Source organism: Micromonospora sp. CNZ295 (assembly GCF_004217535.1).
Map to the genome: position 1 here is coordinate 2,167,785 of NZ_SHKZ01000001.1, position 19,017 is coordinate 2,186,801.

The following is a 19,017-nucleotide window of genomic DNA, read 5'->3' on the forward strand; positions in this document are numbered from 1 at the left end:
GTGTTCGCACCTACCAATGGCTTCGGTGACCTGGCTCGCAGCACCGACTCCGGCGGCCGGACACCCAACAGAGCCCAACAGCGCGGCGGGCTTGTTGGGCGGCAGCCCAACAGATCGCGCTGGGTCGCCCAACAGTTTTTCGGCGCTGACCCAACAGTCTTCGCCGTTGGCCAACAGCGTTGGGCGTTGGCCAACAACGGGGTCGCCGCGACCAAACAGCGCGTCGCAGCTACCCAACAGCGAGTGGCAGCCACCCAACAACGAGTCGGTGCTGCGGGCGCGCCCCCGACAGCCCGGGCTGTTGGGTCGCTGTTGGGTGAGCGCCGCGGCGGGGACGTTGTGTTGGCTACCCACCAGCGGGCATTCGTGGGCAAGACCTCGGACCGCAACTGCTCAGGTGTGTTCTCCGCGCAGGGCCATGGCTCGACGCAATGCCCTCGGTGGCCATGGGGGAGCCGCTGAGGGACGCCGCGAGCGTGCGCCTGCCACTTCCGTTTCGTCGAAGCCTCTCCTCGCCGATCAGTCCGGTCAGGGTCTCCCGACCCGGTCCAGACCCGGACGCCGCATCAGCCACAGACCCGGCCGGCACCCGGCGCCGTACTGCCGGGGCCTGGCCGCCCTCGTCTACCCAACAGCCCTGCTAGGAGCCGTCATGCCCGCTCACGCCGAATCCCGACACCTCCCCGAGGGGGAGCTCTCTACCGGGGACCAGCCCTTGGGCGCTCCACGTACGACCGACCGGCGCTGCACGTCCACCAGACCGAGGTCGGTGCCTGTGCTGGCGAACGAGACGCGACTCGGCCGAGGGCCGAACATCTGTCGGGCCAACACGCGATTGGCTTTCCATGGTGCGGGCCGGGCGGTGAGGTGCAGCGCCAGCAGCGACTCCGGTACTGGGATCTCGGCTGGCCGCCGGGACGCACCACGTTCCGGGCTGCCGCTCGACACCCGCGGGCGTGGCCTCGACCCGAACCAGGTCCACGAAAGGCGCCGACTGGAGCTCAGATTCCTGGCCCTGATGTACGGGCGATCTGGGTGACGAGGAAGTCGAGACGCTCTGCCTGTCCGTTCGGGGGGATGCGGCCGCTCTCGGTCAGGGCGGCGATGCCGTGCAGCGCGCTCCAGGTGACCTCGGCGAACAGCTCGCGTCGCGGGTTGTCCGCCGGGAAGCAGTTCACGAACTCGTCGAAGGCGGCGCGTAGCGGCGGTGGCGTCTCGGCGTGTGCGAACTTCACATCCGTCGGTAGGACGAACATGGCCTGATAGAGGGCGGGCCGCTCGGTCGCGAAGTCCAAATAGGCGTGGCAGACGGCGTGCAGTGCCGCAGGCGGCTCGGGGTCGGCGAGCCGGGCGTGGCGCAGGCGGTCCGCGAGTTCGCCGAAGCCTTCGAGGGCGACGGCGCGCATGATGTCGTCCTTGCCGCTGAAGTGGCTGTAGAGCACGGGCTGGCTGTACTCGACGCGCTCGGCCAGCCGCCGCGTCGTCACCGCCTCCCACCCTTCGGCCTCGGCGAGTTCGCGGGCGGCCGTAATGATCAGCTGATGGCGCTGGGCGCGTTCCCGTTCGCGGCGTTCCGAGATGGCGGACATGACCTCATCCTAGCAATGCTAGACAGGCTGTCGACGACAACGTATCGTCGCTACGATATCTAGCGCTGCTAGGGATCAAGCGAGGGGGAGGAACTCATGCTCGGCAACGTCGCCACTGTGCTCGCCGGACTGATCGGTGGGGCCGTCATCCTCATGGGCGCTAATGCGTTCCGGGCGCCGCAGGCAGCGGCCGGCTTCGGTATCCCCGACACTCCGACCGGGGACCGCACCTTCCAGGCCTGGCTGGCCGTCAAGTCCGTGCGGGACATCGCCGCGGGCCTCATGATCCTCGTCGTGGTGGTCGGCGGGACGACCCACCTGCTGGGCTGGCTCATGCTGGCCGCCGCCCTCATCCCCGTCGGCGACGCGCTGATCGTGCTGCGCAGCGGTGGGCCCAAGGCAGCCGCCTACGGCATCCACGCCAGTACCGCGGTGGTGATGCTGGCGATCAGCGTGCTGCTGCTCATCGCGTAGCGGTTCCCGCTCGTTGCCGGTCGGCCGCCTGCGCGGCGGCCACCCGCGCGAGCAGTACCGCAGCGGAACGGCCCGAGATCGTTGCCCCGTCGGCGGCGGGCGCCGTACTAGGATCTCGCCTGGCCGCCGACATCGACGGGAAGCCGCACCCGCGGTCCCGCGGCTGGTCGACACGGGGAGGTGTCATGCGGCGCCGTCCGCTTCTGTCCTACGGCGTACTGGCGCTGCTGCTCATCACCGGTGCCGCCGGCTGCGGCCGATCCGGTGCCACCGGAACCATCTGGGTCAACCCGGCGCCCACCGGTGCGGCGAACGCCGCCCCGACGGCCACGCCGCACCCGTCGGCGACCGCGCGTGCTGGCTCGGCCGGGGCCCCGGCGGCCGGCAAGGCCACCCCGGCACCGGAGTTGCCCCCCGGCTACACCGTGCTGTCGCAGACCTGCACCCTGCAGGCCGGCCAGCAGGTGTACGTCTCGCTCAGCGGCAAGACGATGGGGAAGTTCCGCTTCTGCACCCAACGGCTGCGCAAGGACGACACGGGCGGCCACTACCTCAACCCGTACGTCTTCGTCGAGCCCTTCTACTTCCAGAGCCGCCGCTGGCACCCGGACTCGCGTGCGCCGCTGAGCCTGACCATCACCTGCCAGGTCAGCCGTGCCGGCGAACAGGACCACTCCCTCACCGCCACCTCACCGAGCGGGAACGGCCCCGGGCACACCGCGTCCTGCGGCCGGCTGGTGCCGCACGCGGCCACCCCGACGACGGGCGGCGACGCCTACACGATCCGGTTCAGCGCACACACCTCGGGCGGGCACTTCGGCGCGCTGGCCTCCGAGAGCGAGGTGCACGTCCCGGGCGCCGGCAGGCCGAAACCGGAGCAGCGGGTGACCGTGCCGGGCTGACCCGGCCGTGCCGGACGGCCGCGGCGGGCCGGGCCCGGTGACGGACCAGCACCCCTGCGGGCGAACCCGGACGCGATCCCGGGGCGATCAAGGAGTGACCTGAGCAACTTTCACCACTAGCCTCGGTCGGACCTGGACAGTCACTACCCGGGGAGGACGTCCCATGAGGAGAACCGCCCGATGAAACCCCGTCCACTCGTCGCCGTCGCCGCCACCCTCGGGCTGGTCGCCGCCGGCCTCACCGGCACCGGCGGCACCGCCGTCGCCCACGGCAACGGCTACTCCGCCCTGATCCAGCGCGCCTCCTACGGCGTACCGCACATCACCGCCCAGAACTTCGCGAGCCTCGGCTACGGCGTCGGCTACGTGCAGGCGGAGGACAACGTCTGCCTGATCGCCGAGCAGATGGTCACCGTCCGCGCCGAGCGGTCCCGCTGGTTCGGCCCCAACACCGCCAACGTCAGCAGCGACCTGTTCCACCAGAAGGCCATCGACGACCGGTCCGCCGAGCGCTGGCTCACCGGCCCGCGCGACGGCGTCCGCGCACCCTCCACTGAGGTACGCGACCAGATCCGTGGCTTCGTCGCCGGCTACAACGCCTACCTGCGCAGCGCCAAGAAGAAGATCAACGACCCGGCATGCGCCGGCAAGGACTGGGTACGCCCGATCACCGAGCTGGACATGTGGCGCGCCAACTGGGCGCGGATGGTCCGGGCCAGCTCGGGCGCGCTCGCCGACGGCATCGTCGCCGCCGCCCCGCCCGCCGGGACCAGCGCGCCGCCCACCACGAACAAGGGCAGCGCCCCGCAGGCCGAGGCCGTGGTCACCGCCGCCGACGGCGCGCCGGCCGGGGTGGGCAGCAACGCGTACGGCCTGGGTCGCGACGCCACCGCCAGCGGCGCCGGCATGCTGCTCGCGAACCCGCACTTCCCGTGGGACGGCGGTGAGCGCTTCTACCGGATGCACCTCACGGTGCCCGGCCGCTACGACGTCGAGGGCGCGGCCCTGGTCGGCGACCCGCTGGTCGAGATCGGCCACAACGGCCGGGTCGCCTGGTCGCACACCGTCTCCACCGCCCGCCGCTTCGTGTGGCACCGGCTCACCCTGGTGCGCGGCGACCCGACGAGCTACCTCTACGACGGCAAGCCCCGGAAGATGACCTCCCGCACGGTCACCGTGCAGACGCCGGGCGGGCCGGTCAGCCGCACCTTCTACGACACCCACTACGGGCCGGTCGTGGTGGTGCCGGGCACCTTCGACTGGACCGCGCAGGCCGCGTACGCGATCACCGACGTCAACGCCGCCAACAACCGCGCGCTCGACGGCTGGCTCGCCATGGGCCGGGCGAAGTCGGTGAACGACCTGCGGTCGGTGCTGGACCGGCGGCAGTTCCTGCCCTGGGTCAACGTCATCGCCGCGGACCGCGACGGCCGTGCCCTCTACGCCGACCACTCGGTCGTGCCGCGGGTCACCGACTCGCTCGCGGCCGCCTGCATCCCGGCGCCCTTCCAGCCCCTGTACGCCAGCAGCGGCCAGGCCGTCCTCGACGGCTCCCGCTCGGCGTGCGAGCTGGGCCGGGACCGGGACGCCGCGGTGCCCGGCATCCTCGGGCCGGCGAGCCTGCCCACGCTGATCCGCAAGGACTACGTGACCAACTCCAACGACAGCTACTGGCTGGCCAACCCGGCCCGCCCGCTGGAGGGGTACCCGCGCATCGTCGGTGACGAGCGGACCCCGCGCAGCCTGCGGACCCGGCTCGGTGTGCACCAGGTGCGCCAGCGCCTCGCCGGCACCGACGGGCTGCCCGGCCGGGGGTTCACCACCGGGCGGCTGTGGGACGTGACGCTCGGCAACCGGGCGTACGGTGGCGAGCTGGTCCGCGACGACCTGGTCCGGGTCTGCGAGGCGCAGCCGACGGCGACCGCGTCGGACGGCACCACCGTCGACCTGACCGCCGCCTGTGCGGCGCTGCGCGGCTGGGACCTGAAGGTCGACCTGGGCAGCCGGGGGGCGCACCTGTTCACCGAGTTCGCCCTGGCCGGTGGCCTGCGCTTCGCCGACCCGTTCGACGCGAGCGCCCCGCTGACCACGCCGAGCCGGCTGGCCGTCGACGACCCGCGGGTACGCACCGCGCTCGCCGACGCCGTCCGCAAGCTGGCCGGCATCCCGCTCGACGCGCGTCTCGGTGGCGTGCAGAGCGAGCCGCGCGGCGGTGAGCGCATCCCGATCCACGGCGGGCGAGCCGAGGCCGGGGTGTTCAACATGATCATCGGGGTGTTCGAGCCGGGCGTCGGCTACCCGAAGATCCGGCACGGCACGTCGTTCCTGATGGCCGTCGAGCTGGGTCGCAGCGGGCCGTCGGGCCGGCAGATCCTGACCTACTCGCAGTCGGCCAACCCGAACTCGCCCTGGTACGCCGACCAGACCCGGCTGTACTCGGGCAAGGGCTGGGACACCATCAAGTTCACCCAGAAGCAGCTCAAGGCCGACCCGAACCTGGTCACGTACCGGGTGGGGGAGCGCCGCCGCTGACCTGACCGGCGGGGTCGGCGCGCTGCCGGCCCCGCCGCGCTCCGGGTGTCACCGGCCCGGCGGCTGGTACGTGACCGGCAGCCGGGCCGCCTCGTCGATCTCCTCCGGGGTGATCAGCGGCACGACCCGCGCCTCGGCCCCGCCCGCCGCCCGGACGGCGATGCCCAGGGCGGCGGCGGTCACGTTGTCCGGCAGCTCGCCGACCACGTAGAGGTCGTACTCGCCGAAGGCGAAGTACAGCACCTCCACCCGTCCGCCGGAGTTCTCGATGAGAGCCCGGACGATCTCGGCGCGGGACGTGCCGCCCTGCTTGCCCAGTCCCGCGATCCCCTTGGTGGTGTACGTCGCCTTGACCAGGAACTTCGCCACGCTGGCACCGCCTTCCCCCGCGTTCCCCGGGCCCGGCCGCGGGTACCCGCTTCCCGCCCGGCTACGCCTCCCGGCCGCCGGCTCAGCTCGAAGGCTCAGCTCGGCGGCCGGAGGAGGGCTCAGCTCGACTGGTCGTGGAGGGCTCAGCTCGGCTGGCCGAGGAAGGCGAGGGTGACCGCGGCGAAGAGCGGGGAGGCGAAGAGGTCGTAGTGGGTCAGCCCGGGCAGGATCGCCAGGGCGTGGCCGCCCTTGGGTCGTCCCTCGCCGGCCCAGCCGCCGTCGCGGAGCCCGCCGTCGAGCAGCTTGAAGACCTCGACGTAGTGGCTCGGCGGCGCCATGTCGGCGTCGGCGGCCACCACCAGCGTCGGCATCCGCAGGCCGCGTACCTCCTCGCTGTAGTCGAAGTCGTGCGCCATCGCCTCGCCGATCTTGTCGAGCAGCCGGGGGAAGTCCTCCGGGCGCGGCGCGACCCGCTGGTAGAGCTCGTACATCGGGGTGCCCTTCATGAACTCGGCGGCCGCGCCGGTGACCTGGCCCTGCTGCGCGAGCATCTCCGGGTAGATCGCGTCGCGGCGGATGTTCGCCGAGGCCATCACCAGGCGGCCCACCTTGTCCGGGTGCCGGACGGCGACCTGGAACGCGACGCCGCCGCCGAGGGAGTAGCCGACGACGTCCGGCTTGTCCAGCCCGAGGTGGTCGATCAGGGCCGCGACGTCGTCGGCCATCAGCGCCACGTGCAGCGGCCGGTCGACGTCGGCGGTCCGGCCGTGGCCCTGCAGGTCGACCAGGATGACCTGGTGCCGGTCGGTCAGCGTGGGCAGGATCGGCGCGAACATCTCGCCCGACCCGAGGCCGCCGTGCAGCAGGATCATCGGGCTGCCGGTGCCGTGCGTCTCGTAGTACAGGTGGACGCCGTTGACGTCGGCGTACTGTCCGGTGGTGGCGGTCTCGGCGGTCGTGGTCATGGCCATCTCCTCGGCTGTGTCGTCGGATGCTCTGGTGACCGGGCAGCCGCCGCGGACTCATCGCCGGGGCCGACACAAATTTCCGCGGGACCGGGACTGTCGGGGGCGCGGGTTAGATTGGTCCGCGTGAGTCACGTCGCCACCAGCCCATCCATCGAGTCGCTGCTGGAGCCGTACCGTCCCGAGCTGACCGGCTACTGCTACCGGATGCTGGGCTCGGCCTTCGAGGCGGAGGACGCCGTCCAGGACACCTTCGTGCGGGCCTGGCGCAGCTACGAGCGGTTCGAGGGCCGGTCGGCGCTGCGCACCTGGCTGTACCGGATCGCGACCAACGTCTGCCTCAACATGCTCGCCAGCGCGCAGCGCCGGGTGCGGCCGATGGATCTCGGCCCCGCCGGCTCCGGCGACGCCACCCACCCGGGCGAGCCGCGCCCCGACGAGATCTGGGTCGGCCCGGTGCCGGATGCCCGGGTCCTGCCGGAGGGCAGCGATCCGGCCGAGGTGATCGCCGGCCGCGAATCGGTCCGGCTGGCGTTCGTCGCCGCGCTGCAGCACCTGCCGCCACGGCAGCGGGCCGTGCTGATCCTGCGCGAGGTGCTGGCCTGGTCGGCCCAGGAGGTGGCCGACCTTCTCGGCACCTCGGTGGCCAGCGTCAACAGCGCCCTGCAGCGGGCCCGGGCCACGCTCTCTGCCACCGACACCGCCGCCGATGTGCACCAGCCGCTCGACGAGGAGCAGAAGGCGCTGCTGGCGCGCTACGTGCGCGCGTTCGAGGCGTACGACCTGAAGGCCCTCACCACGCTGCTGCACGAGGACGCGACGCTGTCCATGCCGCCGCTGCCGCTGTGGCTGCGCGGCCACGACGACATCACCGCCTGGATGGCCGGCACCGGGAGCGGTTGCCGGGGCTCCCGCCTGGTTCCGGTGGCGGCCAACGGGATGCCGGCGTTCGGGCAGTACCGGCCCAGCCTCACCGGGTCGGGGCACGACCCGTGGGCGCTGATCGTGCTGGGGATCTCAGCCGGCCGGATCGCGGCGGTCAACAACTTCCTCGACACGGCCCGCCTGTTCCCGCTGTTCGGGTTGCCCGACCGGCTCGAATAGCACGCCGGCCAGGCCGAGCAGGTCGGCGACCTCCCGCAGGTCGGCGTCGGCGCCGCGGACCACCAGCCGCCAGCCGTGCCGCCGCGCCGTCAGGCTCAGCCGGGCCAGCGCCTCCACGGTGACCAGGTCGGCGCGGGTCAGCCCGGACACGTCGCAGACCACCACGCCGGGGGCCCGGCCGCACAGCGCCTCGGCCAACTCGCCGCAGAGAGCGGGGATGTCCGCGCGGGTCGGCGTCCCACCGACGGCGAAGGTGGTCGTGAAGGTCGTCACACGGGTACGACCGCCCGTCGCCGCGGGAATCATCTGCCGCGGCGACGAGCATACCCAGCAATGATCAAGGTGCCGTGCGCTCCGACCGCAGCCGGTGGTCGGCGGCCGGCTGGCGCCGCAGGTGTACGGCCAGCAGGGTGAGCCAGAGCAGGCCGGTGACGATGGTGACCCGCTGGTAGAGGCCGGCGAGGTCGACCAGGGCGGTGGCCTGGGAGAAGCCGAGGCTGGAGACGAGGAACCCGGCGAGCACGACCAGGCCGGAGAGGGCCGAATACCCCGCCCACCCGCGCCGGCGCTGGCCGGCGAACCGGCGGGCGAGGACGAAGCAGGCCGCCACCAGCGCCGGGAAGCCGATCAGCGCCGCCGCGTCGTGCAGCGCGCCGGCGGTGCTGAGTCGAGCCGGCGCGTCCGGGGTGCCGGGTGGGTAGCCGCTGACCGGGTCGGTGGTGAAGACACCGGCGGCGATCAGACCGATCGCCCAGGCTCCGATGAGGATCGGTCCCCAGGTCGTCGCCCGGCCTGGCCGCAGCGCGCGGCGCGCGCCGACGGCGAAGGCGAGGGTGAGCAGGCCGCACACCAGGAAGGTGGCGGTCTGGGTCCAGCCGCGCTCGCCGAGGGCGAGCGAGCTGACCGCGTGCCGTAGCGGGTCGTAGTCGTCGCGGGTCGCGCCGTTGACCAGGAACGCCAGGACGAACAGCGGGCCGGCGACGACGCCGCAGCCAAGCAGGATCCGGGTGGTCCGGCTCGGGCGCGGGGCGGGGGGCGTGGCTGCGGGCAGGAGGGTGGTCGTGGTCATCGCCGGATTCCTCCTTGGGTGGGCGATGCGGATGCTGTCAACGTACGTTGACAGCACAACCCGTGTCAACCAAGGTTGACGCAATTCGGTTGGCCGTCACGTCTTCGCCGCTTCCGCCGTCAGTACGATTGCGCGCCGCCGGCGTGACGTGGCCGTCCTCACAACGACGTCTGCTGGGCGCTAAAGCGGCGGCGGAGTGTCGGTGGAGAGGACTACTCTGCCCTGCGGGCCTCGCTCCTTCGCATGTCGAGCCCACCTTCCGGCAGGGCGCGGGCTCGCCGCCACCGCTCACCCGTACGGTCGATATCCGACGTCAGGAGATTTTGTGACACAGCAACCTGTCGCGTCACCGCAACCGGCCGCGACATCGGAGAAGCTCGACGCCGCGGTGCTCAAGGTTGCCGGCGTCGTCGTGCTCGGCGCGATCATGTCGATCCTCGACGTGACGGTGGTCAGCGTCGCCCTGCCGACGTTCCAGAACGAGTTCGACGCGTCCTACGCCCGGGTGGCGTGGACGATGACCGGTTACACCCTCGCCCTGGCCACGGTCATCCCGCTCAGCGGGTGGGCCGCCGACCGGTTCGGCACCAAGCGCCTCTACATGATCGCTCTGGCGCTCTTCACGATCGGGTCCGGTCTCTGCGCCACCGCCGACACCATCGGTGAGCTGATCGCGTACCGGGTGCTGCAGGGTCTCGGCGGCGGCATGCTGATGCCGATCGGCATGGCGATCATGACGCGGGCCGCCGGCCCGCACCGGATCGGCCGGCTGATGGCCGTCCTCGGCATCCCGATGCTGCTCGGCCCGATCAGCGGCCCGATCCTCGGCGGCTGGCTGATCGACACGGCGAGCTGGCACTGGATCTTCCTGATCAACCTGCCGATCGGCGTCATCGCGTTGATCTACGCGCAGCTGGCCCTCCCGAAGGACAGCCCGGAGCCGTCGGAGTCGTTCGACTTCCTCGGCATGCTGATGCTCTCGCCCGGTCTCGCCCTGTTCCTGTACGGCGTCTCCACCCTGCCCGAGGCCGGCACCTTCGCCGACGCCGAGGTGTGGGGGCCCATGCTGGTCGGCGCCGCCCTGGTCGTGGCGTTCGTCCTCTACTCGTTCAAGCCGCAGCACCCGCTGCTCGACCTGCGGCTGTTCCGCAACCGCAGGCTGACCATCGCGGCGCTGAGCCTGTTCGTGTTCATCATCGCGTTCATGGGCGCCGGCCTGCTGTTCCCGAGCTACTTCCTGCAGGTGCGCGGCGAGTCGACCCTGCACGCCGGCCTGCTGATGGCCCCCCAGGGCCTCGGCGCCATGGTCACCATGCCGATCGCCGGCATGCTGGCCGACAAGGTGCCGGTCGGCCGCACGGTGCCGTTCGCGCTGGCGTTGATCGTCGCCGGCCTGTTCACCTTCACCCAGGTCGGCACCGACACGTCGTACGTGCTGCTCTGCGGCTCGCTGTTCGTCATGGGCCTGGGCATGGGCGGCACGATGATGCCGATCATGACCTCCGCCCTGCGGACGCTGACCGGTCACGAGGTGGCCCGCGGCTCCACGCTGGTGAACATCCTCCAGCAGATCGGCGGCTCGGTCGGTGCCGCCGTGATGTCGGTGATCCTCACCAACGAGCTGAACGACTCGCGGCCGATCCCCGGCGTGACCGACCCGCACGGCAACCCGGTCACCGAGGCCGGGCTGGCGATCGCCGCCCAGCAGCAGCCGGAGCTGGCCCAGCAGGTCCCGGATCCGTCGCTGATCGAGCGGGGGCTCGACTTCGCCGCCAACTCGTTCGCCTCGACGTACTGGGTGGCGTTCGCGCTGGTGATCGCGACCTTCATCCCGGTCGCGTTCCTGCCCAGGCGGCGCGAGCGGTCGCACCTGCTCGACGACCAGCCGGGCGAGCCCGGGGAGCAGCCGGGCGAGCCGAGGACGCCGGTCGTCGTCCACTGACCGACCGTCGGGGGCCGCCGGGACACGTCCCAGCGGCCCCCGACGCTCGTCCGAGGTCAGATACCGGGCGGCGTGTACGCGAACCTGTCCCGAACCGCCTTGTCGACCTCGTCCGGCGTCAGCACCGGTGTGACCCGGGTGTCCAGGCCGCCGGCGGCCCGGATGTCGATCGCCAATCCGGCGGCGGTCGTGTGGTCCGGCAGGTCACACAACACGTACGTGTCGTCCCCGCCGAAGCCGAAGTGGAACGACTCCATCCTCCCGCCGGCGTTCTCGACCATCTTGCGCACGACATCGGCGCGCTTGGTGCCGCCGTCCTTGCTGAGACCCTTCATACCGTCGACCGTGTAGGTCGACTTCAGCAGGAACTTCGCCATCTCGACCCCTCCCCGCACGCTCCGGCAGTCGCTCAGCGCCTGCCCTGCCGGGCGGTGTGTGCTCCGCCGCTCAACGCGTGCCGCGTTCAGCGCGTGCCCTGGCGCTGGACCCGCGCGCTGCCCTCGACCTTGGCGCGGCCGTGATCACGCTCGGTGCCCGAGGTGCCGGTCGCGGTCCGCCGGCGCCGCTGGTCCGGCCCGTGCTCGACGGGCGAGCCCTGCCGGCCCCGCGCGCCACTGCCCGGGTGCTTCCGCCCTCGCGCCGACTCACCGCCGGGATCATGCTTGTTCGGCTTGTGGCTACCCATGGCTGGCGCGTACCCGGTAGGGCCGCCGGTACGCATCCGGACCTGTCCGCGTACGCACCGATCGACACCGGGATACCGCGATATCCCGTTCCGGGACGGCGGAGTGGCCGGGCGCGTCGGTAGCGCCGAGGAGCAGGCACGGCGCCGGGGGATCGAGCCGGAGGGGGTGGAGCTGGCGCTCTTCCACGACCGCTGGGAACCCGGCGCGACGGCGGTCGGGCCGCCTCCCGGCAGGGCGTAGGGGATGCGGGGTCAGGCGGCGCCGCGCAGCCGGTCGTCCAGTGCGTCGAGGTCGGGCAGGAACCAGACGTGCCCGCCCTTGTTCGACTCGTGCACCAGCGCCCGCAACGCCGACGACTCCGCCAGGTGCGCCGAGATGTCCCCGACGATCGCGAGCCGCAGCCGGTAGTTCACGAACTTCTGCATGACCTCTCCGGCGAACCGGTTGCCGAGGGCGAAGAAGCGCGCGTCGAGCCGGCTCGCCGGCACGGCCACCACCTGCGCTCCGAGGAACGCCGACCCGATCAGGTCGAGGACGTCCTGCTCGGTGGCGATCACCGGTCCGGCCGGGTCGAGCACCAGCACCTGGGTGCCGGCCCGCTCCTGGATGTCGTCGGTCATCTGGCCATCCCTTCCGCTGTCACCCGGGCGACCCGGTCAGTCATGGCCCAGCACCCCGTCCAGCACGGAGTCGACCAGCCGCAGCAGGTCGGCCGTGACGGCCGGGTCGCCGAGGATCACCAGGGTCAGCCGGTTGCGTTCGTCGTCGTACATGGTCTGCAGGCTCAGCGGCGGTCCCAGGTCGGGTCGGGTCGCCGCCGCGGCCTGGGCGAGCGTGCCGAGCCGGTCGGCGGCGGCCCGGTCGACGCCGTCCATCCGCACGATGCTCGACACCTCGATCGACCTGCCGGCAGCGGTCGCGGCGGCCGGGTCGGCGGTGCCGGTGAACGCCGCCAGGTCGCGCGCCGCTATCCGGTACTGCTTGCCGATCCGTACCGCCCGCAGCCGCCCTGACCGGATGTAGCCGCGGACGGTCCGCACGTGCAGGCCGAGCCGCTCCGCGACCTGCTCGACCGAGTACATGTCATTCCCCATCGTTCCTTAAGCGTAGCCGATAGGGAAACTTAGGGAATGGTGGGTGGGTCCGAGCGACGGTCAGAGGTGCCGCTCCGGAGAGCGGGGAGGGGAGTCCGGGGGCCGGCCGGGAGCGCCGCGGACACCCGCCCGGACCGGCCAGGCCGGACAGCGGCATCGCGCCGCCATCGCGGCGGCGACCCGTCCCGGACATGGCGATGCCACCGGCACCGCGGTATCCGGTCGTTCCGGACACCGCGGTGCCGCCGGCATCGTGAGGTCATCCGACTACCCGTGCGTCTGATCCCGGGTACGTGCAGGTCGGGGCGCCCGAGCACCGGGACCCCGAGGTCAGGGAAGTCGAGCTGAACTGTCGGGCCGTCGGCTCACTCCTGGCCGGGGGCCTCCTCGCCCTCCAGCAGCCGGGCCAGGCCGGTCGCGCCGGGGCCGATCCGCTTGACCTGGTCGTTGAAGATCATGTGGATGGTGCCGTCGACGTCCATCGCGAGGCTGGCGTGCCCGTCGTACTCCTCGCCGACCGGGTAGAGCTGGCCGGCCGTCGGCGCGTCGAGGCTGTCGAACCACTTCTTCTGACCGATACACAGCGACGGATCGAGCCGTACGCCGATGCGGGCGTAGTCGCGGCCGGGGCCGCTCACCGGCACGGCCAGTCCACCGAACTCGGTGAGGAACGCGCGGGCGGCGGCGTGCATGGTGAACCCCTCGGGGGCGAGGGACGATTCCCACTCGCCGACGTCCACCCGCCGGCGGGGGTTCCACCCCGCCGCCTTGAGCGCCTGGGTCACCCGCGGTGGCAGGTCCCGGTCGTCGGGCCTCACAGCGCCTCCCTGAGATCGAATGCGTTCCGCAACGAGATACAACTGTTGCAGCACGGGTTGTGGCTGCCATGGGCGGGGTTGCCCGGCGCGCGGATCCGGGCCGAGCCGATGGCGCCACCGCGCGGGTCGATGCCCCGGTCCAGCAGCCGGGACAGCGACTGCGGCAACGCGCAGTTGCCGTGCCAGGGCGCGCGCAGGTTCTGCGGCACGCTGTCGAGCACCCGGGCCACCTCCCGGTGGTGCGGGTAGATGTTGTTCGGGTGGTCGCTCACCGACACCGCCGTGTGCCGGCCGTCCGGCGTGGTGACCGCCTCGGCGGTGCCGTTGGTCCGCCCGTTGGCCTGCTGCCGGTCGGCCTCCCGCCGGGCCCGCCAGGACGCCTGCCGGGCCGGGGACGCGTTGCGGGTGGGCCTGGAGTCCGGGTCACCCCGCCGCCGGCGCTTGACCTTCTTGACCGGGCGGACCCACTCCCGGGCGAACTTCGCGGCGAGCTTGCCGCCCCGGTTCCTAGCCACTGATCAACCGCCAGACGCACTCCTGGATCAGGTTGCCGACGATGGTGCGTGCGATCGTCTGGAAGACCGGGATCTCCAGCAGCGACGCGCCGAACGTCGGGGCCGCGGTGGCGATCGCCTGGGCGATCTGGATCGCCAGGATGGTCAGCTGCACGATCACGGCGATCTTCAGGGCCAGCACGATCGCGGCGCAGATGATCAGCCCCGCGCCGCCGATCACCGAACCGTCGATGTTGCTGAGCAGACTCGCGAGCGGGCTCTCCTCGCCGGACCACCAGTCGCGGAACGCGTCGATGTCCTTGCCCTCGTTGCCGCCCAGCACCGCGGCGGCGGAGGCGCCGGCCCCGTCCACGAAGCCGGCGATGTCGTTGCTGAAGTCGACCCAGGCCTGCCCCAGCTCGAAGAGCTTCTCCTCGTCCGAGGCGGGCCACGTGTAGCCGAGGATGTCGAGCAGCGTGATCAGCTCGCCCGGCAGCTGCATGCCCATGCCGTCACCCCCCGAGCCGGCCCAGGATCCCGTTGAACAGGTCGGTGTTGTCGGCCTCGTTCGCTTCGTGGGACTGCGCCATCGCGGACAGGTCCTCGCCGGCGAAGCCGATCTCCTCGAGCGCCTCGGCGAGCACCTCGAAGACGAAGCCCGACGCCTCCTCGTACGCGACCCCGAGGATCGAGCCCGTCTCGTCGTCGCCGAACACCGGCCCGATCGCGGCGACCCGGGCCTGAAAGGCGGTGAGCCGGTCGGCGAAGCTGGTGGCCGCCGACCCCATCCCCTCGGCGGCGGAGGCGAGCGCCTCCGGGTCGATCTGCACCGCCGTCACCCGCCCCGGCGGCCGAGCCGGTCCTGCGCGGCGGCCAGCCCGCTGACGAACATGCTGAACTGTCGCGCGGCGTCCTGCTGGATCGTCGTCAACTGCCGGCCGAGCTCGCCGAGGTCGACCGGGCCGGCGGCGCTCGGCGCCGACTGCTGAAGATCCTCCAGCGCGGCATTGACCGCGGCGACGATGTGCTCGGTCAGGGTCGCGAGGTCGAGCCGCAGCAGCCGCGGATCGACCTCGAGCGCGGCGACCCGGCCGGGCAGCTCGGTGCGGACGCGGACCATGCCGTCCGCCGCCTCGCCGTGCCCCTCGACCGGGGACGCGTCCTGGTCCTGCATGGCGGACTGGTAGGCGCTCAGCGCGCGTAGCGTGTCCGACAGTGTCTTGTCCATTCCGGACGGATCGGTCGACGTCACGGTCAGCCCCCGGTATCCACACGACTACGTCGCAGTGATCCTAGGGCACAGCCGCCAGGCCCATCGATGCCCGTCGCGCCGCCGGCGGCCGGTCGCCGGTCCGGTCCCAACCGGTGTACGCGACCCGCAGCGCCCGGTGCGGCGGAAACTCCAGCGCGTCCTGTCGCACCGTTCGACTACCGTCCGGAGGGTCATGGAGCCGCGGCGGGGCGAGGCGATCATCGGGCGGGAGCATCCCGCCGGTCTGCTGCGCGCCGACCTCGACCGGGCGCTGGCCAGCCACGGCGGTCTCGTCCTGGTGACCGGCGAACCGGGCATCGGCAAGACGACGCTGGTCACCGCCCTGGCCGACGAGGCCCGGCAGCGCGGCGCACTGGTCCTCGGCGCCGCCTGCTGGGATTCCGACAGCGCACCCGGCTACTGGCCCTGGGTCCAGGTCGTCCGTGGCCTGCGCCGCGCACCGGAGGCCTGGGCGCAGGCGCGGGCCGCGGCGGAGCCCGGCCTCACCGCCCTGCTCGGCGAGACGCCGTCACGGTCCGCCGGCGGTCAGCCCGGCGTGGCCGGCGCTGAGACGTTTGTGCTCGGCGACGGTCAGCCGGGTGCGGCCGGCCGCGATTCCGGTGCGGTCGGCGGCGGTCAGGCGGGCGTGGACGGCGGCGAGTCGGGTGTGGACGGCGAGGAGGAGGCGTTCGCCCTCTACGACGCGGTCACCACCGCGCTCGTCACGGTCTCGCAGCGCCGCCCGGTCGTGGTCGTCCTCGACGACCTGCACTGGGCCGACCCGGCCTCGATGCGGCTGCTGGGGTTCGTCGCGCAGCACACCTGGTTCGAGCGGCTGCTGCTCGTCGGCACCTACCGCGACGCCGAGGTCGAGGCGGTCGACCATCCGCTGCGCCCGCTGCTGATGCCGATGACGGCCAAGGCCAGCACCGTCACGCTCACCGGCCTCAGCCGGGACGAGGTGGGTGCGCTGATGGCGCGTACGGCCGGGCGCGAGCCGGACGAGGCCCTGGTCGACGAGGTGCATCGACGCACCGGCGGCAACCCGTTCTTCGTCGAGCAGACCGCCCGGCTGTGGCGGGTGAACGGCAGCGTCGATCTGATCGCACCCGGCGTGCGGGAGGCGGTGCGCCGCCGCCTCGCCCAGCTTCCCGGCCCGGTCGCCGAGGCACTCACCGCCGCCGCGGTGCTGGGCCGGGAATTCCACCGGTCCGTCCTCGCCGCGTGCACGGGCACGCCCGCGGCGCAGGTCGACCGGCTCCTCGACCGCGCGGTCACCGCCCGGCTGGTGGTCGCCCGCGCCGGCGGGCGGTTCGCGTTCGCCCACGACCTGGTGCGCGAGACGCTCTACGACGGGCTGGACGACGCGGAGCGCCGGAGCCGGCACGCGACGGTGGTCCGGGCCGCTGACCGCGAGCCGGCGCTCGGCGAGCGGCTGATCCCCGCCGACCTGGCCCGCCACGCCTGGCTCGGCGCCGGTGAGCTGGATCCGTCCCGGGCCGCCGATCTGCTGCTGGCCGCCGCCCGGAACGCCAGCGGGCGACTCGCCGTCGAGGAGGCTGCGGTCCACTTCCGCCGGGCACTGGACGTCGCCGAGGACCCGGCCCAACGGGTCAAGATCATGGTGGAGCTGGCCGGGCAGTGCTTCCACACCGGTGGGCAGGAGGAGGCGCGCAAGCTCCTCGCCGAGGCGGCCGACCTGGCCCGGACGCTGGAGGATCCGGCGGTGCTGGCCCGTGTCGCCCTCACCCTGCACCGCCAGCATTCGACGCCCGCCGGGCACCTGACGAACGCGGGCGAACTGCTCCGCGAGGCGTACCGGCGGCTGATCGGGGAGCCCGCGGACGGGGCACCGACGGGCGCGCTGGTGACCGACCTGATCACCGCCACCGAGACGCTCGCCCGCCTCGGGCGGGACGACGAGGCGCTCACCTTCAGCCTGTGGGCGCGGCACGACACGACGTGGGGGCTGGGCACCGCCGCCGACCGCGCCAAGCTCTGCGCCGAGATCCGTGAGGTCGCCCGCCGGGTCGGCGACCGCGAGACCGAGCTGTGGGCCACCTCGCTGCGCTGGGTCGCCCTCCTGGAGTTGGGCGACCCGAGCTACCTGCACGAGCATGCCGCCTTCGTCACCGGGAGCCAGGGCGCCGGCGCGGCCCGGCACCACATGGCGGCCGCCATCGACGGCGGCATCATCGCCGCCTTCCGGGGCGATTTCGCGGCGGCCGACGCCTGCTTCGCGGAGCTGGACCTGACCGACTTCGGCGACTCCGACCACGCCTACATCGGGCATCACCTGCGCTGGTCGCGGCTGCTGCTGCAGGGCCGCTTCGACCCGGCCGACGCACTGCTCGACGAGCTGGGCCGGGGTGCGCACACCCATCTCGAACTGATCCGGGCCCTGACCGCCGCCGAGCGCGGCGACCGGGACGCAGCCGTCCGGCTCACCGCCGGGATCGAGGCGGCCGGTGCCCGGTACCCGGCACCGGTGTCGTCGCTCTGGCTGCGGCTGCGGGCGCAGGTCGCCGCCCTGACCGGCGACGAGGAGCGCTGCGCCGAGGCGCGCGCGGCGTTGACGCCGTACCGGGGGCAGTGGCTGGCGGCGCTGTTCGGCTGCGACCTCGCCGGGCCGGTCGACCACTGGCTGGCCGTCGTCGACGCGGCCCAACAACGGTGGGACGACGCGGTCGCCGGTTTCACCGCGGCCCGCGAGTCCGCCGACCGGCTGGGCGCCCGGCCCTGGTCGCTGTTCGCCCGCGCCGGCCTGGTGGCGGCGCTGACCGGCCGGGGCCGGCCCGGCGACGCGGCCACCGCCGCCGCGCTGCGCGCCGACACGGTACGCGAGGCCGCCGCGCTCGGCATGACCCAGTTGCCGCACCGCCTCGGGGCGGTCCAGCCGTCCCCGACCCCGGCAACCGCCCCCGGCGGGTCTGCTGGCGCGACCGTTTCCGACGGGCTCGCGGGCCTGACCGCCTCCGGCGGGTCTGCTGGCGCGACCGTTTCCGGCGCACCTGCTCACGCGACCACCTCAGGCGGGTCCGCTGGCGGAACCGCCTCCGGCGGGCCTGCTGGCGCGACCGTTTCCGGCGGGCCCGCTGGCGTAGCCGCCTCCGCCGGGCCTGCCGGTGCGACCACTTCCGGCGGCGTGACCGGCACCGCGGCCGAGCAGCCGGCCGCGTACGAGTTCCGCCGCGACGGCGCCGTGTGGAAGCTGGTCTACGGCGGTGTGACCGCGCACCTGCCGGACGCCAAGGGCCTGCACGACCTGCGTCTGCTGCTGAGCCGGCCCGGCGTCGACGTCGCCGCCGTCGAGCTGCTCGACCCGGCCGCCGGGCCGGAACTGGCCGCCGCGTACCGGCTCGGCGCCGACCCGGTGCTGGACGACGAGGCGAAGGCCCGCTACCGGCGCCACCTGGAGCGGCTGGACGACGAGATCGACCGCGCCGCCGCCCGGGGCGACGATCGCCGCGTGGCCACCCTGGACGCGGAGCGGGTCGCCCTCCTCGACGAACTGCGCGCGGCGGCCGGCCTGGCGGGCCGTGGCCGGCGCCTCGGCGACCAGGCCGAGCGCGCCCGCAAGGCGGTGACCGCCCGGATCCGGGACACGCTGCGTCGCCTCGACGAGCGGCATCCGAGCCTCGCCGCCCACCTACGCGAGTCGCTCTCCACCGGCAGCAACTGCCGCTACGCCCCACCCACCCCCCTGCCCTGGCACCTGTAACCCACC

The 19,017-nt window shown here is 73.0% G+C and carries 20 protein-coding genes; 6 read left to right on the forward strand and 14 right to left on the reverse strand.

Going from position 1 to position 19,017, the window contains the following annotated elements; translation table 11 throughout:
* Positions 1 to 1,001: 1,001 nt before the first annotated feature.
* Positions 1,002 to 1,589 carry a TetR/AcrR family transcriptional regulator gene (locus tag EV376_RS10295; RefSeq protein WP_130322097.1) on the reverse strand — a complete coding sequence of 196 codons (588 nt, stop codon included), beginning with the start codon at positions 1,587 to 1,589 and terminating at the stop codon, positions 1,002 to 1,004.
* A gap of 96 nt (positions 1,590 to 1,685) precedes the next feature.
* Between EV376_RS10295 and EV376_RS10300 the strand changes: the two genes are divergently transcribed.
* From EV376_RS10300 to EV376_RS10310, 3 genes are all read left to right on the forward strand, one after another.
* On the forward strand, positions 1,686 to 2,063 hold the full coding sequence (locus EV376_RS10300) for a DUF4267 domain-containing protein (protein WP_130322099.1): 378 nt from the start codon (positions 1,686 to 1,688) through the stop codon (positions 2,061 to 2,063).
* 185 nt (positions 2,064 to 2,248) lie between these two features.
* A complete protein-coding gene (locus tag EV376_RS10305) occupies positions 2,249 to 2,965 on the forward strand; it encodes a hypothetical protein (RefSeq protein ID WP_130322100.1) in 717 nt (238 codons plus the stop codon).
* Between the two features lie 180 nt (positions 2,966 to 3,145).
* Entirely contained in the window at positions 3,146 to 5,497 is a 2,352-nt protein-coding gene (locus EV376_RS10310; protein ID WP_130322102.1) for an acylase, read from the forward strand.
* A 48-nt stretch (positions 5,498 to 5,545) separates the two neighbouring features.
* On the opposite strand, the gene EV376_RS10315 is transcribed toward EV376_RS10310, so the two are convergent.
* Both EV376_RS10315 and EV376_RS10320 read right to left on the reverse strand, forming a co-directional pair.
* On the reverse strand, positions 5,546 to 5,866 hold the full coding sequence (locus EV376_RS10315; protein WP_130322104.1) for a GYD domain-containing protein: 321 nt from the start codon (positions 5,864 to 5,866) through the stop codon (positions 5,546 to 5,548).
* A 143-nt stretch (positions 5,867 to 6,009) separates the two neighbouring features.
* Positions 6,010 to 6,831, reverse strand: coding sequence for an alpha/beta fold hydrolase (locus EV376_RS10320; RefSeq protein ID WP_207228108.1), 822 nt, complete (start codon positions 6,829 to 6,831; stop codon positions 6,010 to 6,012).
* Positions 6,832 to 6,957: 126 nt separating this feature from the next.
* Between EV376_RS10320 and EV376_RS10325 the strand changes: the two genes are divergently transcribed.
* Positions 6,958 to 7,935 (forward strand): sigma-70 family RNA polymerase sigma factor, encoded by a 978-nt coding sequence (locus EV376_RS10325; RefSeq protein WP_130322108.1) that lies wholly within the window; start codon positions 6,958 to 6,960, stop codon positions 7,933 to 7,935.
* On the opposite strand, the gene EV376_RS10330 is transcribed toward EV376_RS10325, so the two are convergent.
* Together EV376_RS10330 and EV376_RS10335 are read right to left on the reverse strand one after the other, a co-directional pair.
* Entirely contained in the window at positions 7,849 to 8,208 is a 360-nt protein-coding gene (locus EV376_RS10330) for an STAS domain-containing protein (protein ID WP_207228110.1), read from the reverse strand. The two genes, EV376_RS10325 and EV376_RS10330, sit on opposite strands and share 87 nt — an antisense overlap.
* Before the next feature lie 64 nt (positions 8,209 to 8,272).
* Positions 8,273 to 9,004 (reverse strand): DUF998 domain-containing protein, encoded by a 732-nt coding sequence (locus EV376_RS10335; protein WP_130322112.1) that lies wholly within the window; start codon positions 9,002 to 9,004, stop codon positions 8,273 to 8,275.
* Positions 9,005 to 9,329: 325 nt separating this feature from the next.
* Here EV376_RS10335 and EV376_RS10340 point away from each other — a divergent pair, with 325 nt between their 5' ends.
* Entirely contained in the window at positions 9,330 to 10,946 is a 1,617-nt protein-coding gene (locus EV376_RS10340; RefSeq protein WP_130322114.1) for a DHA2 family efflux MFS transporter permease subunit, read from the forward strand.
* A 56-nt stretch (positions 10,947 to 11,002) separates the two neighbouring features.
* Here EV376_RS10340 and EV376_RS10345 read toward each other — a convergent pair whose 3' ends face one another.
* From EV376_RS10345 to EV376_RS10380, 9 genes are all read right to left on the reverse strand, one after another.
* Complete coding sequence (locus EV376_RS10345; RefSeq protein WP_130322116.1) at positions 11,003 to 11,323, reverse strand: GYD domain-containing protein; 321 nt, start codon at positions 11,321 to 11,323, stop codon at positions 11,003 to 11,005.
* A gap of 86 nt (positions 11,324 to 11,409) precedes the next feature.
* Positions 11,410 to 11,631: a hypothetical protein gene (locus tag EV376_RS10350; RefSeq protein WP_130322118.1), complete on the reverse strand. Its 222-nt coding sequence runs from the start codon at positions 11,629 to 11,631 to the stop codon at positions 11,410 to 11,412.
* Positions 11,632 to 11,883: 252 nt separating this feature from the next.
* Positions 11,884 to 12,252, reverse strand: coding sequence for a DUF4180 domain-containing protein (locus tag EV376_RS10355; protein ID WP_130322120.1), 369 nt, complete (start codon positions 12,250 to 12,252; stop codon positions 11,884 to 11,886).
* Positions 12,253 to 12,288: 36 nt separating this feature from the next.
* The gene (locus tag EV376_RS10360; RefSeq protein ID WP_486482579.1) at positions 12,289 to 12,726 is read right to left on the reverse strand and encodes a helix-turn-helix domain-containing protein; all 438 of its coding nucleotides are present in this window, start codon (positions 12,724 to 12,726) and stop codon (positions 12,289 to 12,291) included.
* Between the two features lie 365 nt (positions 12,727 to 13,091).
* On the reverse strand, positions 13,092 to 13,544 hold the full coding sequence (locus EV376_RS30145; protein WP_165437978.1) for an SUKH-3 domain-containing protein: 453 nt from the start codon (positions 13,542 to 13,544) through the stop codon (positions 13,092 to 13,094).
* Positions 13,541 to 14,059, reverse strand: coding sequence for a hypothetical protein (locus tag EV376_RS30150; protein WP_165437979.1), 519 nt, complete (start codon positions 14,057 to 14,059; stop codon positions 13,541 to 13,543). Before EV376_RS30150 ends, EV376_RS30145 begins: the two co-directional genes overlap by 4 nt.
* On the reverse strand, positions 14,052 to 14,546 hold the full coding sequence (locus EV376_RS10370) for a WXG100-like domain-containing protein (protein ID WP_130322124.1): 495 nt from the start codon (positions 14,544 to 14,546) through the stop codon (positions 14,052 to 14,054). Before EV376_RS10370 ends, EV376_RS30150 begins: the two co-directional genes overlap by 8 nt.
* Before the next feature lie 4 nt (positions 14,547 to 14,550).
* Positions 14,551 to 14,868, reverse strand: coding sequence for a hypothetical protein (locus EV376_RS10375; RefSeq protein ID WP_130322126.1), 318 nt, complete (start codon positions 14,866 to 14,868; stop codon positions 14,551 to 14,553).
* Positions 14,869 to 14,873: 5 nt separating this feature from the next.
* Positions 14,874 to 15,266 carry a YbaB/EbfC family nucleoid-associated protein gene (locus EV376_RS10380; RefSeq protein ID WP_130322128.1) on the reverse strand — a complete coding sequence of 131 codons (393 nt, stop codon included), beginning with the start codon at positions 15,264 to 15,266 and terminating at the stop codon, positions 14,874 to 14,876.
* A 217-nt stretch (positions 15,267 to 15,483) separates the two neighbouring features.
* On the opposite strand from EV376_RS10380, the gene EV376_RS10385 reads away from it, so the two are divergent.
* A complete protein-coding gene (locus EV376_RS10385) occupies positions 15,484 to 19,011 on the forward strand; it encodes an AAA family ATPase (protein ID WP_130322130.1) in 3,528 nt (1,175 codons plus the stop codon).
* Positions 19,012 to 19,017: the final 6 nt, after the last annotated feature.